The sequence below is a fragment of the Arthrobacter sp. Y3224055 genome (genome assembly GCF_059090825.1).
The window spans coordinates 321608-339207 of sequence record NZ_JBNHGB010000005.1; the positions used below are offsets into that span (position 1 = coordinate 321608).

A 17600-nucleotide genomic window follows, 5' to 3' on the forward strand; every position below is an offset into this window, starting at 1 on the left:
TACTGAAGCGCCGGGTCCGGTTCCGCCGTGAAGGGAGGCGGGCCCGCCAGGCGGGGTCCGCGTGTCTACCGCATCACACAGCCAGCAAGTAGGGTTGGATCAACCGGCCCTCGGGGAAGGCACACCGGAAGGTACTTCATGGACACGCAGCAGCACATGGCAGAGGCCGGGACCGTCCACTCCGATCCAGCGGGTTCGGGGCCGGGTGAGGGCCTCGAGGCCGGTGAGGGCCTCGCGCTGACCGAGTTCCACGACGCCTGCGGCCGGATCAGGGCCGTGATCGAGACCGTCATCGACGGCAAGTCGGAGGCGGCACGGCTGGCGCTGACGGTGCTGTTGGCCCAGGGGCACCTGCTGCTGGAGGATGTGCCCGGCGTCGGCAAGACCATGCTGGCGAAGACGCTGGCCAAGACCATCGACTGCAGCGTGCACCGGATCCAATTCACGCCGGACCTGTTGCCCTCCGACGTCACCGGTGTTTCGATCTACAACCAGGACATGCACCGGTTCGAATTCCGCCCCGGACCGGTGTTCGCGAACATCGTCATCGGCGACGAGATCAACCGTGCCTCGGCCAAGACCCAGTCGGCGTTGCTCGAGTGCATGGAGGAACACCAGGTCACGGTGGACGGGAACACCTATCCGCTGGATACGCCTTTCATGGTGATCGCCACCCAGAATCCGATCGAGATGGAGGGCACCTACCCGCTGCCGGAGGCCCAGCGCGACCGTTTCATGGCCCGGATCTCGATGGGCTACCCGGATCCCCGCGCCGAGATGGAAATGCTGGAGACCCACCAGTCCGTCTCGCCGCTGGAGGGGGTCCGCCCGGTCGTCACAGTGGGCGAGGTACGCAGCATGATGGCCATGGTCCGTGATGTCTACGTTTCGCCGGCGGTGAAGGAATACACGGTCAACATCGGGCGGGGCACCCGCGAACACCCGCACCTGCGGCTGGGAGCCAGCCCGCGGGCCATGCTCCAGCTGCTGCGCGCGGCGAAGGCGACGGCGGCCCTGGACGGCCGCGACTTCGTCCTGCCCGACGATGTGGCCTCCGTTGCCGAGGCCGTGCTGGCGCATCGTTTGATCCTTGACCGCAAGGCGATGACGGCCGGCGAAGACGCCTCCAGCGTGGTGGCGTCCGTGCTGGCCAAGGTTCCCGTGGGCGGCGAATCCCGCCGCGCCTCTTCCTGACGGCCATGGACGCGTTCGGCTGGCTCCCCACCAGGTATGTCACCCTGCGCGGGTGGGGCGTGCTGGCGGCCGGCGTGCTGGCGCTGCTGCTGGCGCAGATCCTGGGCCGCCGGGACCTGCTGACCCTGGCGGTGTTCCTGATTGGCCTGCCGCTGCTGGCCGCGGCGGCGATGGTGCTCCTCAAGCCGCAATTCACGGTGGAGCGGAAGTTCCGGCCCGCGGCCGTCGAAACCGGCCTCGTGGTCCAGGTCCGGTTGTCGGTGCGCCGCAACGGGGGCCTGACGGGGCTGGTGTACATGGAAGAGCAGCTGCCGCTGCGCTTCGGCAAGGCCCCGTCCTTCCGGTTCCCGGCGCGGCACCCGTCCCGCTCCGGGGAGAGCGTGTATGAGTACAAGCTCCGATCCAGCAAGCGCGGGATGTTCGCCATCGGGCCGGTGACCGCGGATTTTTCCGACCCGTTCGGGCTGGCCAACCACCGGCACCAGTTGGGCGAAACCAGCGCGTTGGTGGTGACCCCGTCCTCCGTGGAACTGCCGGCCACCTCGCTAACCGGCGCCCGGGGTTCGGACGGCACGGCGAGCACCCGGCGGCAGGCCAATCCCAGCGACGACGACGTGATGACCCGCGAATACCGCTACGGCGATCCGATGCGCCGGGTCCACTGGGCGGCGACGGCCCGTCACGGCGAGCTCATGGTCCGCCAGGAGGAATCGGTGACCACGCCGCAGGCGACCATCGTGCTGGACCGCCGGGCCGCGGCCTACGGCACGGGACTGCTGCCGTCCTTCGGCGATGGCACCGACCCGCACGGGGACCTGCTGCACACCTCGCCCTCCTTCGAGTGGGCCGTGACTGCTGTGGCCTCGGCCGCCAACGACTTCCTGCAGCGCAACTACACCGTCCGGTTCCTGGACGTCCATGCCCGGGCGGCAGTCCTGGAGTCCCCCTCGGCCCCGTCGCCCGGCCAAGAGCAATTCGACGGGCCGGCGGGCTACCAGGACCTCGCCGAGGGGCTGGCCGCGCTGGGGCTGGCCGAAGACCACCGTAAGTCCGACCGGCATCCGGGAGAACCGGCGTTCGGGGACCGGCTGATGGACAAACTTGCGGCACATAAGTACAAGGGGCCGTTGGTCGCGGTCCTGGGCCAGATCAGCGCCGGCGAAGCGCGCCTGCTGGCCCCGGCCGCCGAATTCGGCTCCCACGCCTTCGCCCTGATCGTCACCGACCGGCCGCAACAGGCCCGGGCGACGATGGACGTGTTGCGTGCGGGCGGCTGGCGGACCGTGGCGGTCAGCCCCAAGGCCTCGCTGCCGGCGGCCTGGGCGCACTTCGACCTGGTCGGCCGGATCGATCCGGTGGGAACAGGAGCGGTCACGTGACCCTCACGGTCGACAAGCAGGCGGAACTCCGCGGCCCGGACACACCCGGCCGGAGCGGCGGGCGGCCGCCCTCCCCCGGCGTCGCGCCATGGTTGATGAGCGCCGCCGTCGCACTCGCCGTCCTGCTCACGGCCGCCAGCCTGCACGGGGTCCTGGAGGGCTGGAGTTGGCTGTTCCAAGCCGCCGTGACTGTCTGTTGCACCGAGGCGGGCACGGGGCTGGCCCGCCGGCTGGACTGGTCGCCGCTGGCCGGGGCTCTGCTGGGACTGGCAGGCCTGGTCATGTCGGTCACGGCGATGTTCCTGGCACCGACCGGTCTCCTGGGCGTGATCCCCGGGCCCGGCACGTTCGCTGCCCTTGATCCCATGTTGGAGGAAGCCCGGGACACCGTTGTGTCGCAGGTCGCCCCGGTGCTGGTCAATGACGGCATCGCGCTGGCGGCCTGCGTTGGTGTGGGGATGATCGCCCTGCTCGTGGATACGCTGGCCGTTCCGCTGCAGATGCCGGCCATCAGCGGCCTGGGCCTGCTGGGCCTGGCCATCGTTCCAGCCATCATCAAGCCGAACAGTATAGGACCGGCGGGTTTCCTGGCCGCCGCGGCGGGTTACCTGCTGGTGCTGGGCTGCGCGCAGTGGCTTGCCGCCGGCGGCAGCGGCAGGGGTCGACTGGCCTCCGTTGAGCAGATCCGCCGCGCCGTGAGCATAGCGGCGGCCGGTCTCGCGGTTTCGCTGGTGCTCCCGCTGGCCATCCCGGGCTTCACGTCCGGATTGTTCCCGGAGGGCTCGAGGCTCAATTGGGGCGCGCCGACGGGCCTCAACCCGGTGGTGAGCCTGGGCGACAACCTCCGGCGGCCCGGGGCCTTCGGGAGGATGACCTACGCCACGGATGCCGGGGAACCGCTTTATCTGCGCTCGGTCACGCTGGAAAACCTGACCGGCGCGCGCTGGAGCCCGAGCGACTTCGACGGCCACCGCCGCACCGGCATCGATGAACTCGAGGTGCCCAGCGTGCGGAACCTGCTGGCAGACGGCGAGGTGACCACCACGAGGATCAGTACGGCATCCTTCACCAGCCCCTGGCTGCTGGCCCCCTACGCTCCGGCGCGGGTCACGGGCGTCCGCGGCACGTGGAGCTGGGATCCCCGCACCCTCAACATCCGCGGCGAGTCCGGCACCACCACCGCCAACCAGGAGTACGAGGTGCGCAGCGTCAGGCCGGCGCTGACCCGGGAAGCGCTGCGGGCATCGGAACCGTCGAACAACCCCGTCGTCGATCCTGTCTTCTCCGAGCTACCGGAGGACATGCCGGACATCATTGCAGACACCACGGCGACCGTGCTGGCGGGTTTGGAGAATCCGTACGAACAGGCCATGGCCATCCAGACGTATCTGCGGACGTCCGGATTCGTGTACTCGGAACAGGCTCCGGTCGACGGCGGCTACGACCAGAGCGGTTTCGAGGTCGTGGCCTCATTCCTGCAGGAAAAGTCCGGCTACTGCATCCACTACGCCGCCACGATGGCGATCATGGCCCGGATCGCGGGCATTCCCAGCCGGATGGCGGTCGGCTATGCGCCCGGGCGTCCCACCGGTGCGGTCCTTGAAGACGATACCGGCAGGGAGCTGGAGGAGTTCGAGATCGATTCCCGGGACGCGCATTCCTGGCCAGAACTCTTTTTCAATGGAATCGGCTGGGTCGCCTTCGAGCCCACGCCGTCGCGGGGAGTGTTGCCGGCCTACGCCCAGACCGGACCCGCCGGCGGCCCGGTGCTTCCCAACGACGACCCGCTCAGGCCCGCGGGGCCGCCGCCGGCCGCCACCGACACTCCCCGGGATTCCACTGCCTCCGGCTCCTCCGGCCTGGCGGAGGAAGACATGCTCTCGCAACGGCTGTGGTCGGCGGCGGCCGCGGCCCTGGTGCTGGCCGTCCTCCTGTTGCCGCTGGTGCTGCGCCGGCGCCGGACCGGCTGGCGCCGGGCAGCGATGGCCGGGGGCGGCGGGGGTGCCGCCCTGGTCACCTGGGCGGAAGCCGTGGATACCGCGGAAGACCTCGGCTGGCCGGCCGCGGCAACGGAAACACCGCGGGCCTTCCAGCAACGCCTCGACGACGCCGGCGTGGTCACCGGGAAGTCTTCCGTTGCCCTGGCGCGGCTGCGGGCTGGCTATGAGCGGGCCGCGTATGCGGCTCCGGAGGCGCCGCCACCGGGCGGCGCCGGCGCCGCACGGTGGTCCGATGTGGAAACCGTCAGGGACAGGCTCCTGGAGCGGGCCGGATGGCGGCGCCGCCTGACCGGGCTGTTGTGGCCGGCGTCGCTGTTCCGCCGCCGGCCGCCCCTGGGGGACGGCCGGCCGACGGATCGGAACTACCGGGCGTAGGGATCCGCGATGCCGATGTACTGGACCGTGGTGTACTCGTCCAGGCCCTCCGCGCCGCCTTCGCGGCCCATGCCGGACTGCTTCACTCCGCCGAACGGGGCGGCGGCGTTGGAGATGACGCCGGCGTTGTAGCCGACCAGGCCGAACTCGATCTGCTCGGAGACGCGGAACATGCGGTTCACATCGCGCGAGTAGATGTAGGAGGCAAGGCCGTACTCGGTGGCATTGGCCAGGGCGATGGCCTGCTCTTCGGTTTCGAACGTGGTCACCGGGGCAACCGGGCCGAAGATCTCGCTCTGCAGGATATCGGCGTCGTTCGGAACGTTGGACAGCACGGTCGGCTGGTAGAAGTAGCCGTCGCCTTCCACGGGCCCGCCGCCGGTGCTGACGGACGCTCCGGCTTCCACTGCCGCGGTCACCAGGGCATGCACGTCGTCGCGGGCGCCGCCGTCGATCAGCGGGCCCACCGTGGTGTCCGCTTCGGTGCCGCGGCCCGGCTTGAGGGCCTTCATGGCGTTCGCAAACTTGGTGGTGAATTCCTCGGCCACGGAGGCCTGGACCAGGAAGCGGTTGGCGGCCGTGCAGGCCTCGCCCATGTTGCGCATCTTGGCCGCCATGGCGCCTTCGACGGCCTTATCCAGGTCGGCGTCTTCGAAGACGATGAACGGGGCGTTCCCGCCGAGCTCCATCGAGGTCCGCAGGACGTTGTCCGCCGCGTCCTTGAGCAGCTGCTTGCCCACCGGCGTGGAGCCGGTGAAGGAAACCTTGCGCAGGCGGGAGTCCTGCATCAGCGGCCCGGAGATGCCGGAAGCGCTCTTGGAGGAGACCACGTTCAGCACGCCTGCCGGGAGGCCGGCCTCGATCATGGTCTGGGCGAAGAGCTGGCTGGTCAGCGGGGTGAGCTTGGCAGGCTTGAGCACCATGGTGCAGCCGGCCGCTACCGCGGGACCGACCTTGCGGGTGGCCATGGCGAGCGGGAAGTTCCACGGGGTGATCAACAGGCAGGGGCCGACAGGCTTGCGCTGGACCAGGATCTTGTTCTTGCCCTCCGGCGTGGTCAGGTAGCGGCCGTAGTCGCGGACGGCCTCCTCCGAGAACCAGCGCAGGAATTCGGCACCGTAGGCCACTTCGCCGCGGGATTCGGCCAGCGGCTTGCCCATCTCCATGGTCATCAGGAGGGCGAAATCCTCCGAGCGCTCGGTCACCAGCTCGAAGGCGCGGCGCAGGATCTCGGCGCGCTGGCGCGGAGCCGTGCGGGCCCAAGCGGCCTGCGCGCTGTCGGCGGCGTCAAGGGCGGCGAGCGCGTCCTCGCTGGTGGCCGAGGCCAGGGTGGCCAGCACCTTGCCGGTGGCGGGGTCGTGGACGTCGAAGGTCCCGCCGTCGGATGCGTCGCGCCATTCGCCGTTGATCAGCAGGCCGGTGGGTACTTTGGCGAGCAGTTCTGCTTCGCGGGCTGCGGTTTCAGCCATGGCGGTGCCTCCAAGTGTTCGGGATTGTGTCCGTGGGCGCAGTTGCCCGTTTTCCTTCACGGTAGGTGCTCCGCTTCACGGGTGTAAATGCGAGGGTGCACTACGTTCCACGGCACCTACTGTGCAGATCGACAATACCAATCCGGCGGCCGGGTGAGGGTCACGGAGCGTGCAGATGACGACATCCAGGACATCCGGCGGCACCCGCTTCGCTGAGAGTCAGCGCCCGCCGGGAGCACGGGCGGCCAGGACCGCGGCGTAGAGCTCGCGTTTACTCACCCGGGCATCGGCCGCGACGGCGGCGACGGCGTCCTTGAGCCGGGCACCCTGCGTCACCAGCGCGTTGACGCCGTCCACGTGGTCTTCGGGCTGTTCGGGCGCTGTTTCCGTCGCGCCGGCAACCACCACGGCGATTTCGCCCCGGACCTCATGGCTTTCGGCCCACTCCAGCAGTTCCCGGACCGTACCGCGCAGCACTTCTTCATGCAGCTTGGTCAGCTCCCGGCAGACCGACGCCCGCCGGCCCGGGCCGAATCCGGCGTCGAGGGCCCGCAGCATGGCCGCCAGCCGGTGCGGCGCCTCGAAGAAGACCATGGTCCGGCGCTCGGCGGCGAGCTCCGCCAACCGCGCGGCGCGCTCCCCCTGCTTGCGGGGCAGGAAGCCCTCGAAGGTGAAGCGGTCGGTGGGCAAGCCGGACAGCGCCAGCGCCGTGAGCACGGCCGACGGCCCGGGCACGGCAGTGACCAGCAGGCCCTCCGCCACGGCCGCCTCCACCAGCCGGAAACCGGGATCCGAGACGGCCGGCATGCCGGCGTCGGTCACCATCACCAGGGTGCTGCCGGCACGGACCAACTCCAGCAGGTCTGCGGTACGGGTCGCCTCGTTGTGTTCGTGGTAGCTGATGATCCGGCCGGCGGCCGTGATACCCAGCCGCTGCAGGAGTTTGTGCAGGCGGCGGGTGTCTTCGGCAGCGACTACATCGGCCGTTTGGAGCAGCTCGACCAGCCGCGGGGAGGCGTCCCCGACGTTGCCGATCGGCGTTCCGGCCAACACGATCTGTCCTGGCTGCCCCGCTGCCGGGACGCCCCGTTCCTGCTCATTCACATGGACAACCCTACCTGCGGCGTTGCCCTCTTTCACCGGCGCCTTATATAGAGTCGGTATGTGCCCCACTGCAGCGAGGACCGCCGTCCGGCAGCCGACGTCCCGGCCTGTGGCGCCGCACACCCGTGCACCTACCGGCCGGTAACATGATGGCCGTGACCCGAACCACACCTCCGCCGGCGGCGGTTGTCCCCCGCCACGGCTGGCTGGAATCGCCTGGACGGGCCTTCAGCGAGGCGGTGCTGCGCCGCCGACTGCTCGGTCTTCCGGCCCGGTTCGGGCCCTGGGCGTGGCTGCTCCCCGTGCTCACGGCCGTCCTCGGCGGGGTTTTGCGTTTCTACCGCCTGGGTGAACCGGGTTCGCTGGTGTTCGACGAAACCTACTACGTCAAGGACGCCTACTCCTACCTGCAATCCGGCTACGAACGCGAATGGCCCAAGGACGCCAACGACTCCTTCAACGCGGGCAATCCGGGCGTCCTCCTCGATACCCCCGAATATGTGGTGCACCCGCCGGTGGGCAAGTGGATGATCGCCGCCGGCATGTGGCTTTTTGGTTCCGACAACGGTTTTGGCTGGCGTTTCGGCGCCGCACTTACCGGCACGCTGTCCATCCTGATGATCGCCCTGATCGCGCAGGCGTTGTTCAAGTCGCCGGCGCTGGGCGGGGTCGCCGGTTTGCTGACGGCCATCGACGGGCACCATCTGGTCCACTCCCGGACGGCTTTGCTGGACGTCTTCCTCATGTTCTGGGTGGTCGCCGCCTTCGGCGCGCTGCTGCTGGACCGCTTCGACGGGCGACGGCGGCTGGCCGCGAAAATCGCCCGGCAGGCTGGTCCCTCCGGGGTGCCGCCCCCTTCGCGGCTGCTGTATGGTCCCTGGGTGCTCTGGCGGCCGTGGCGGCTGGCTGCGGCGGTCTGCCTCGGGCTGGCCGTGGGCACCAAGTGGTCGGCGCTGGCGTTCGTCGCGGTGTTTGGCCTGATGTGCGTGTTCTGGGACCTTGGCGCCCGGCGTGCCGCGGGGATCAGGGAGTGGTTTTCCGCCGGCGTGATCAGGGACGGGGTTCCGGCGTTCTTCACCATGATTCCGGCCGCGGCGGTGACCTATCTGGCGGCCTGGACCGGCTGGCTGCGCTCCGACGATGCCTACGACCGCAACTGGGCGGCGTCGAACCCGTCCGCGGCCTGGGGGTGGCTGCCGGACTGGCTGCGCTCGCTGGCCGAGTATCACCGCAGCGCCTACACCTTCCACAACGGCCTGGATTCCGAGCACCCGTACGAATCCAATGCCTGGACCTGGCTGTTCATGGGCCGCCCGACGTCGTTCTACTACCATGCCGAAGAAGCCGGCCAGGGCGGGTGCGAGGCGGCCACCCGCTGCTCCGAGGCGGTCACGGTGGTCGGCAACCCGCTCATCTGGTGGGCCGCGGCCGCCTCGCTGCTGGTGCTGCTCTTCTATTGGGCCGGGCGGCGGGACTGGCGGGCAGGGGCGATTCTGGCGGGAGTCGCGGCCGGTTACCTGCCCTGGTTCCTCTACCCCGACCGGACCACGTTCTTCTTCTACGCGATCGCCTTCCAGCCGTTCCTGGTCCTGGCCCTGACCTACGTGCTCGGGCTGGCGCTGGGCCGGGCGACGGATCCGCCGTGGCGCCGGCGCCAAGGCGTGCTGGTGGTCGGGCTCTTCGTGGCGGCCGCACTCGCGGTGTCGGCATTCTTCCTGCCGGTGTGGACCGCAGAGATGATCGGCTACGACCAGTGGCGCTGGCGGATGTGGATGCCAAGTTGGATTTGATGCAGGCCGGACAACACGACTTTTACCGGATTCAGAAAGTGGGCACGACGTGCGCGAAGCAGTAACCGAAGTGCTGGCAGCGATGCCGGCCGGCTCCAACCTGACGGACATCCTGGTGGCCCAGCATCAGCGCGACCCGCAGCGGGCGCTCTATGCGGTCAAGCGCAACGGCGCCTGGTCCGATGTTCCGGCCGCCGAACTCCTGGCCCAGGTCAGCGCCGTGGCGAAGGGCCTGATGGCCTCCGGCATCGAAGCCGGAGACACCATTGCCGTGATGTCCAAGACCCGGTTCGAGTGGACGGTGGTGGACCTGGCCGGCTGGTTCGCCGGCGCGGTGGTGGTTCCTATCTACGAAACCTCGTCCCCGCACCAGGTGCAGTGGATCCTGCAGGACTCGGCGGCGAAGCTGGTGTTCGCCGAGGACGCCGCCAAGGCCGCCGTCGTGCGCCAGGCCATGTCCGGGCTGCCGGCCGCGCTTCCGGTCTGGCAGCTGGACGGGGAGGCCGAGGGGCTGGCTGAGCTGGAGGCCCGCGGAACCGCGGTCACCGACGAGGAACTTGAACTGCGCCGGACCTCCCGGGGCATGCAGGACGCGGCCTCGCTGGTCTACACCTCGGGCACCACCGGCCGGCCGCGCGGCTGCATCATCACGCATGGCAACTTCGCGGAACTGGCGGTCAACACCGTGGAGTTCCTGGCGGACATCCTCAAGCGCCCGGACGCGAAGTCGCTGATGTTCCTGCCGCTGGCCCACGTGCTGGCCCGGGCCGTGCAGGTGATCTGCCTGACCGCCGGAGTGAAGATGGGCCACACATCGAGCATGGCGGAGTTGATCGAGGACCTGCGCACCTACCAGCCCACCTTCCTGCTGGTGGTTCCGCGCGTGTTCGAAAAGGTCTACGCCTCCGCCCGGCAGAAAGCGCACGACGGCGGCAAGGGCAGGATCTTCGACGCCGCGGCGCAGACAGCGGTCGCCTACTCCCGGGCACGGGATGCGCAGGCACGCGGCACCGGCGCCGGGCCCGGGCTGGCCCTCAAGGCCCGGCATGCCGTGTTCGACAGGCTCGTCTACGGAAAGCTGCGCGCGGCGTTCGGCGGGCACGTGGAGTACACCGTCTCCGGCGCTTCCGCATTGAATCCAAAGCTCGCGCACTTCTTCACCGGCATCGGCGTGCCGGTCCTGGAAGGCTACGGGCTCACCGAATCCACTGCCCCTGCGGCGGTAAACCTGCCCGGCGCCAACCGGATCGGCACCGTGGGACTGCCGTTGCCCGGCACCACCATCAGAATCGCCGACGACGGCGAGGTCCTGATCAAGGGCATCGGCATCACCCGCGGCTACCACAATAACGACGACGCCAATGCCGAGTACTTTCGGGACGGCTTCTTGTGCACGGGGGACGTCGGGACGTTGGACGACGACGGCTACCTGACCATCACCGGCAGGAAAAAGGAGCTGCTGGTAACGGCGGGCGGCAAGAATGTCGCTCCGGGTCCGCTGGAGGACGCGCTGCGCGAACACCGGCTGGTGTCCCAGGCGGTGGTGGTCGGCGAGGGACGCCCGTTCGTCGGGGCGTTGGTGTCCCTGGACGAAGAGGGCCTGGCCGGCTGGCTTTCGTCGGCCGGCCGCGGGCCAGTCGGCCTGGCCGAGGCCGCCGAAGACCCGGCGGTCCTGGCCGAGCTGCAGCAGGCCGTGGACCAGGCCAACCAGCTGGTTTCGCGGGCGGAGCAGATCCGGAAGTTCGCGGTCCTCGGACAGGACCTCACCGAGGCCTCCGGGCACCTGACGCCGTCACTGAAGCTCAAGCGCGTCACCGTGCTGGAAGACTTCGCCGACGAGATCGATTCCCTGTACCGCTAGGCCCTGGCCGGCAGCCGCCGCCTAGTCCTGCTCGCGGGCGAGCAGCAGTTCGTGCCGGCGGCGCTGTTCTTCGGCGGCGGCGGCGCTCCGGTTCCGCCGGGCGCGGGTCGGCCAAGTCAGCGCCAGCACCAGCGAGGAGACCATCAGCACCAGCAGGGCAATGACGATTCCGGCGTCCATCCAGAACTGGGCCGGGAACAGGCGGATCAGGGTGTCGTCCACGAAGAAGGTCCAGGTGCCGTCGGCGAAGAAGATCCGGTGGAACTCGGTGAAGAACTGCTGCCAGTTGAGCGCCCCCAGGACGCCCAGCAGCAGGACCAGGATCAGTGTCGCGGCGGAACCGGCGAACAGGCCGCGCCGGATCCCCCCGTGGTAGCGGCGGGCCAGGTAGACCACTGCGACGACGGCCAGCAGCAGCATGACCGCCCCGGCAAGCATGGTCGCGAGGAACACGCCCTTCACGTCGGCCATGTGGCTGACCTCGGAGTCCAAAAACAGGCTGCCGCCGTTGGGGCCGGAGAGGTCTCCCAGGTATCGCGGGCCGGCGAAATTCAGCAGGTAGTCCACCGCATAGGAGCCGTAGGTCATCCGTTCCTCCGTGCTGAAGCCGAAGCTGTCGGCCGGGAACCCGGGGCGGTGGTATTCCGCCCAGAGGAACAACGGCGTGGCCACCAGCCGGATAGCACCGATGATCAGCAGCGGCGGGAACAGTACCGCCAGGACAACCTGCAGGATCCGTCCGGCCAGCGGCTTGGCATTCATTGCCTCGTCGCGCTCGGTCGTGCGCCGAACAACCTCGGAACGCGGCGGGCGTACCGAGAGCGCGCCGGTCGCCGGGTTGGCGTCGCTGCCGGCGGCGGCTGCGGTCGTGCCACCGGGCGGCATGGGCGGGCGCGCCGGCAGCGGCTTCGGGGCAGCCGGGCCCTGGTCGGCAGCGGCGGCCGTGCCGGTCCCCCGGCGGCCGTCGCCCGGTGCGGCGTCTGCTGCTCCGGCCGGATCCGGCCGTCCGGCCGCGGGGCCACCGGCGGCTCGGCCGGCAGGCACGGGGGCTCCGACCCGGGCGGCTTCGGCGGCAGCGCCCGCTCCTCCGGCGGCCCGCGCCCGGGCGTCGGGCTGCGTGGACCCGTCGCTCCGGGGTTGCGTTCCGGCGCTGTCCGGGGCACCGCCGTCGCGCTCGGTGCCGAGGCCAGTCGCCACGGCGCTCAAATCCGGCAGCCGGCTGGGCCGGCGCATGGGCAGCGGGTTGGCGCCGTCCCGGAACCGGCCGTTGACGGCAGGGACCGGAGGCGCGGGGGCGCGCTCCGGTTCAGCGCCAGGGGCTTCTCCCGGCGCTGTCCGTGCCCTGCGTTCGTCTCCGCCGGATTTCACGTCTTCGACTGCCACGTCCGTCGCCTCTTTCTGTGCCGCTGGCCTCTCTGCCTATGAGACTACCGCCGGCCGGCGGCGCTTCACGGTTGCCACCCCGCGGGGCGGCCCGCTCGGCCGTCGCCCGCCCGGCCGTCGCCTGCCAGCTCCGTCGGCTGCCCGGACGGCAGCTACCCGGTGGCGGCGGCCTCGCCGGCGTCGAACCGGCCCAGGTCGCCGCGCTCCCCCGCCAGGTAGGCCCGCCGGCCCACGACGAGGGTGTACATCCAGTAGGCGGCCAGCACCAGCACACCGATGCCCAGGCGCAGCCAGTCCGGCAGTTGGCTGGGGGTCACGAAGCCCTCGACCAGGCCGGAGATCAGGAGGACGAGGACCAGTCCCAGGGCGACGGTAATCAGCGACCTGCCTTCCCGGGCCAGCGAGGCGGTGCGGGTGAGCCGGCCGGGCGAGACCCAGGACCAGAAGATCCGCAGTCCGGCCGCACCGGCAATGAAGATGGCGGTCATCTCCATCAACCCGTGCGGCAGGATGTAGAGGAAGAAGACGTCCAGCCGGTCGTAGGCGGCCATCATCCCGCCGGCCATGCCCACCCCCTGGGCGTTCATGAACAGGATGTACGGCACCCACAGTCCGGTCACTCCGAAGGCCACCGCCTGCGCCGCAATCCAGGCGTTGTTGGTCCACACCATGCCGGCGAAGGAGGCGTTGGGATTCTCCGAGTAGTAATTGACGAAGTCCTCTTCCACGTACTGCCGGATGTCCTCGTCGGAGCCCATCGCTTTGATGACCTCGGGGGTTCCCGCCACCCAGGCGCCGAACAGCCAGGCGATCAGGACGAAGAGGGCACCGATGACCACGGTCGGCCAGCGCAGGCGGTAGAACGCGGCCGGCAGCGACAACACGAAGAACTCCGCCACGTCCCGGGCGAAGTTGGAGCGGGCCCCCGTGAACCGCGTCCTGGCGCGCGACAGGCGGGTGGAGAGGGCCGCCGACAGTTGGCCCTCGGCGGCCACCGACCGGATCATCGACAGGTGGGTTGAGGTGCGCCGGTAGAGCACGAGCAGTTCATCCGCCTCGGTGCCGGTGAGCCTGCGTTTGGCGCTCAGTTCGTCCAGCCGCTGCCAATCGTGCTCATGCACCGCGGCGAAGGCATCGATATCCACGCTCCTAGCCTAGCCGCCGCGCGCGGAAGATCCGGGGCGCCGCCCGGCCCGCCGCCCCGGATCGATAGAGTGGAACCGGGCGGCACAGACCGCCCGGGAAAGGGATCCGATGAGCAACGTCATCACCGGCGAGGCGGTAGTGCTGGAACTGCGGCCGGCGTCGTTCGGCGTCCGGGCGCTGAGCTCGATCATCGATGTGGTGGCCAACGTGATCCTGTTGATCGCCGCCTTCGTGCTGCTGGCGGAGACCCTCGAGGTCGGGTTCGACGCCGCGGCCGCCCGCGCGCTGGTCATCGCCGTGGTGCTGTTCTTCCTGGTCGGGGTGCCCATCGCCGTCGAGACCCTTACCCGCGGCAAGTCGCTGGGCCGCTGGGTCATGGGCCTGCGGATCGTGCGCGACGACGGCGGTGCCATCCGGTTCCGGCATGCGCTCATCCGCGGCCTCGTGGCGGTCTTCGAACTGTACATCCTGCTCGGTTCGGTGGCCTTCATGGTGGCCCTGTTCAATGACAGGTCCAAGCGGCTCGGCGACCTGCTGGCGGGCACCTACAGCATGCGGGAACGCGTCGCGGTCGCACCGAAGATCCTGCCGGAAATCCCCCCGCAACTGGCCCCCTGGGTGAAGCTCGCCGACATGGGGCGGTTGCCGGAGCCGCTGGCCCGGCGGATTATCCAGTTCCTCTCGCAGGCGCCCAAGATGATTCCGGCCTCCCGTGCCCGGTTGGCCACGGCCCTGGCCAACGAGGCGTCCGGCTATGTCTCTCCCCCGCCGCCGGCCGGGACGCCGCCGGAAATGTACCTGCTGGCCGTGATGGCCGAACGGCGCGAACGCGACTTCGTCCGGCTGTCCCGACAGCAGGAGCGCGCCGCCCGGCGTGGCGCCCGGCTGCATTCCCTGCCCTTCCGGGACTAGGCGCGGCCGCGCGGTCCGCCCGGTGGCCACCGAGCCGCCGGCTGCGGGACGGCTACCCCTTGTCCTGCGACGTCCAGGTCTTCCAGTCCACGTTCCAGTCCCCGAAACCGTCCGTCGGGTCCAGGAACCCGCTGTCGGTATTGCGGATATCCACGATGTCCCCGGTCCGCATGGTCTCGTAGAAGTACCGGGCGCCGGCTTCGGACATGCCCACGCAACCGTGGGAAATGTTGCGCACGCCCAGGGCGGAGGGGTCCAGGGTGGTGTGGACGAACTCGCCGCTGTTGCTCAGCCGGCTGGCGTACTTGGCGTCGAAGGGCTCGTACCAGTCCGGGTCTCCCGGTTTGAGCCCGATGCTGCGCGGGTTGAACGGCAGCGATTCATGCATGTCCATGATCGGGTGGATGCCCTTGCTGGACGGCCAGTTCGGGTCGCCCAGCGTCACCGGGAAGGTCTTGGCCAAGTCGCCGCCCACGTAGATCTTCATGGTCTTGGTCTTGTTGTCCACGATCGCCCGGCGGTCATCGAGGATGTTGACGGTGATCTTCTCGTCGTTCATGCCGATCATGTTGTTGCCGAACTCCACGCCGAACAGTTTCATGTCCACGGTCACGGTGCTGTTCGGCTCCCAGTATCTTTCCGCGCGGAAGCGGGCCTTGGTGTCGGAGTACCAGTAGAACTCGCCCTTCTGCCCGGCGGAGGTGGTGATGGAGATGGCCTCCTCCACCGCTTCCTTGTTGAGCACGGGTTCGCTGAAGTTGAACTCCAGCGGCTGGGCGATGCCCACGCTTTGCCCGTCCAGCGGGTACATCCAGCCGTCGGCCTGGTTGGGAGCGAGCACGGTGGTGAAGCTTTGCTGCTTCACGGTCTCGGTGCCGGCGCGGTCCACCAGGGTGTAGCTGAACTCGTATTCGGTCAGGAAGTCCAGGCGTTCCGTTGCCTTCCAGACGCTGCCGTCTGCGGACAGCTCCCCGGCGATCGGTTCGCCGCCCTGTGCCGGCGCCAACGCCACGTCCTTGATGGAGGCGTTCTTGGCGGTAATGGTGGCCACGGTGGCGGGGTTAACCTCCACGGCTTTGTCTGCCGGGGTGACACCGACCGACATCGCCTTGACGACCGGCGCGGAGAAGCCCGGCCGCTCGGCCGGGGCGGCGGCGAACACCCGTCCCAATTGGCCTGCGAACGTGGGCGAAGCCATGGTTGCCGCAGTGACGGCCGCGGCGGCTGCCACCAGCACTCCGACGATGCACAGCAGGGCGATCTTAAGGCCCTTGCGCTTCTTTTTTTCCTCAGTCATCCCAACCCAACTCACGAGACCCCCGCGGCGGGTAACCGCCGCTGCAGGGCACAACAGCACCCTGCCTCCATCGTAGGGCGGGCGGCGCCGAAGGGACGGGTTATTGCGGGCGAGCCCGCCCAACAATCCGGTAACCATTCAACCGGACGGCTAACGGCGGGACGGTACGCCCGCCGTCGGCCCTCCCGGTCTGGATCAGTAGCGGTAGTGGTCCGGCTTGTACGGGCCGGCGGCGTCCACGCCCAGGTACTCGGCCTGTTCCTTGGTCAGTTCGGTGAGTTCGACGCCGAGCGCGTCCAGGTGCAGCCGGGCGACCTTCTCGTCGAGCACCTTCGGCAGCACGTAGACCTGGTTGGCGTACTCGGGCTCGCCGGTGGCCGAACCCTCGGCCGGCTTGCCGTGCTTGGTGAACAGCTCGATCTGCGCGATGGTCTGGTTGGCGAACGAGTTGCTCATGACGAACGAAGGGTGCCCGGTGGCGTTGCCCAGGTTCAGCAGGCGGCCCTCGGAGAGCACGATGATGGAGCGCTCGGTCGCTAGCCCGGCATCGAAGACCCATTCGTGCACCTGCGGCTTGATCTCCACCTTCTGTACGCCCTCGACGCCGGCCAGGCCCGCCATGTCGATTTCGTTGTCGAAGTGGCCGATGTTGCCCACGATGGCCTTGTCGCGCATCTTCACCATGTCGGACGCCATGATGACGTCCTTGTTGCCGGTGGTGGTGATGAAGATGTGGCCCTCGCCCACTACTTTGTCCAGGGTGGTGACCTGGTAGCCGTCCATCGCGGCCTGCAGGGCGCAGATCGGGTCGATCTCGGTGACGACGACGCGGGCGCCCTGGCCGCGCAGCGCCTCGGCCGCGCCCTTGCCGACGTCGCCGTAGCCGCACACAACCGCCGTCTTGCCGCCCATCAGAACGTCGGTGGCCCGGTTGATGCCGTCGGGCAGCGAATGGCGGATGCCGTACTTGTTGTCGAACTTGGACTTGGTCACCGCGTCGTTGACGTTGATCGCCGGGAACAGCAACTGGCCCTGCTCCGCCAGCTGGTAGAGCCGGTGCACGCCGGTGGTGGTTTCCTCGGTGACGCCGCGGATGCCGGCGGCGACCCGGGTGAACTTCTGCGGGTCCTTGGCCAGCGAGGCGCGCAGCACGTCCAGGATGATCGTGTACTCGTGCGGGTCCTCCGCGGTGGCCGAGGGGACGGCGCCGGCGGCCTCGAATTCCACGCCCTTGTGCAGCAGCAGCGTGGCGTCGCCGCCGTCGTCCAGGATCATGTTCGGTCCCAGCTCGGGGTTTTCGTCGGCGCCGGGCCAGGTCAGGATCTGCTCGGCCGTCCACCAGTACTCTTCGAGCGTTTCCCCCTTCCAGGCGAAGACCGGAACGCCCTGCGGTTCCTCCGGCGTGCCGTTGCCCACCACGACGGCTGCGGCGGCCTCGTCCTGGGTGGAGAAGATGTTGCAGGAGGCCCAGCGAACCTCCGCTCCGAGCGCGGTCAGCGTTTCGATCAGGACCGCGGTCTGCACCGTCATGTGCAGGGAACCGGCAATCCTGGCGCCGGCCAGGGGCTGGGCCTCGCCGAATTCTGCGCGCAGGGCCATCAGGCCCGGCATCTCGTGCTCCGCCAGGCGGATCTGGTGGCGGCCGGCGGCTGCCAGCGAGAGGTCCTTGACCTTGTAATCGAACGTCACA

At 69.3% G+C, this 17600-nt stretch carries 12 protein-coding genes; 6 read left to right on the top strand and 6 right to left on the bottom strand.

The genetic code is table 11. From position 1 onward, the window contains the following. Positions 1-138: 138 nt before the first annotated feature. Genes AC5RTY_RS13830 through AC5RTY_RS13840 form a run of 3 tightly spaced genes read left to right on the top strand, consistent with a single transcriptional unit; the run spans position 139 to position 4948 of the window. Positions 139-1194 (top strand): AAA family ATPase, encoded by a 1056-nt coding sequence (locus AC5RTY_RS13830; RefSeq protein ID WP_494109931.1) that lies wholly within the window; start codon positions 139-141, stop codon positions 1192-1194. Between the two features lie 5 nt (positions 1195-1199). Continuing rightward, positions 1200-2573, top strand: a complete 1374-nt coding sequence (locus AC5RTY_RS13835; RefSeq protein ID WP_494139689.1) for a DUF58 domain-containing protein — start codon at positions 1200-1202, stop codon at positions 2571-2573. After that, the gene (locus AC5RTY_RS13840) at positions 2570-4948 is read left to right on the top strand and encodes a transglutaminase TgpA family protein (protein ID WP_494139690.1); all 2379 of its coding nucleotides are present in this window, start codon (positions 2570-2572) and stop codon (positions 4946-4948) included. Before AC5RTY_RS13835 ends, AC5RTY_RS13840 begins: the two co-directional genes overlap by 4 nt. On the opposite strand, the gene AC5RTY_RS13845 is transcribed toward AC5RTY_RS13840, so the two are convergent. Further along, positions 4936-6417, bottom strand: a complete 1482-nt coding sequence (locus AC5RTY_RS13845; RefSeq protein WP_494023665.1) for an NAD-dependent succinate-semialdehyde dehydrogenase — start codon at positions 6415-6417, stop codon at positions 4936-4938. The genes AC5RTY_RS13840 and AC5RTY_RS13845 overlap by 13 nt on opposite strands. A gap of 219 nt (positions 6418-6636) precedes the next feature. Continuing rightward, a complete protein-coding gene (rsmI, locus tag AC5RTY_RS13850; protein ID WP_494139691.1) occupies positions 6637-7521 on the bottom strand; it encodes a 16S rRNA (cytidine(1402)-2'-O)-methyltransferase in 885 nt (294 codons plus the stop codon). Between the two features lie 149 nt (positions 7522-7670). On the opposite strand from rsmI, the gene AC5RTY_RS13855 reads away from it, so the two are divergent. Together AC5RTY_RS13855 and AC5RTY_RS13860 are read left to right on the top strand one after the other, a co-directional pair. Beyond that, entirely contained in the window at positions 7671-9311 is a 1641-nt protein-coding gene (locus AC5RTY_RS13855) for a dolichyl-phosphate-mannose--protein mannosyltransferase (protein WP_494139692.1), read from the top strand. Between the two features lie 49 nt (positions 9312-9360). Next, on the top strand, positions 9361-11172 hold the full coding sequence (locus AC5RTY_RS13860) for an AMP-dependent synthetase/ligase (RefSeq protein WP_494139693.1): 1812 nt from the start codon (positions 9361-9363) through the stop codon (positions 11170-11172). A gap of 21 nt (positions 11173-11193) precedes the next feature. Here AC5RTY_RS13860 and AC5RTY_RS13865 read toward each other — a convergent pair whose 3' ends face one another. After that, a complete protein-coding gene (locus AC5RTY_RS13865) occupies positions 11194-12555 on the bottom strand; it encodes a TIGR01906 family membrane protein (RefSeq protein WP_494139694.1) in 1362 nt (453 codons plus the stop codon). A gap of 152 nt (positions 12556-12707) precedes the next feature. Continuing rightward, a complete protein-coding gene (locus AC5RTY_RS13870; RefSeq protein ID WP_494139695.1) occupies positions 12708-13700 on the bottom strand; it encodes a stage II sporulation protein M in 993 nt (330 codons plus the stop codon). A gap of 109 nt (positions 13701-13809) precedes the next feature. Here AC5RTY_RS13870 and AC5RTY_RS13875 point away from each other — a divergent pair, with 109 nt between their 5' ends. Next, positions 13810-14613 carry an RDD family protein gene (locus AC5RTY_RS13875; RefSeq protein WP_494023660.1) on the top strand — a complete coding sequence of 268 codons (804 nt, stop codon included), beginning with the start codon at positions 13810-13812 and terminating at the stop codon, positions 14611-14613. Between the two features lie 52 nt (positions 14614-14665). Here the strand turns inward: AC5RTY_RS13875 and AC5RTY_RS13880 are convergent, their stop codons facing one another. Further along, positions 14666-15910, bottom strand: coding sequence for a L,D-transpeptidase (locus tag AC5RTY_RS13880; protein ID WP_494139696.1), 1245 nt, complete (start codon positions 15908-15910; stop codon positions 14666-14668). Positions 15911-16105: 195 nt separating this feature from the next. Beyond that, positions 16106-17599, bottom strand: coding sequence for an adenosylhomocysteinase (gene ahcY / locus AC5RTY_RS13885; RefSeq protein ID WP_494001439.1), 1494 nt, complete (start codon positions 17597-17599; stop codon positions 16106-16108). Position 17600 lies beyond the last annotated feature (1 nt).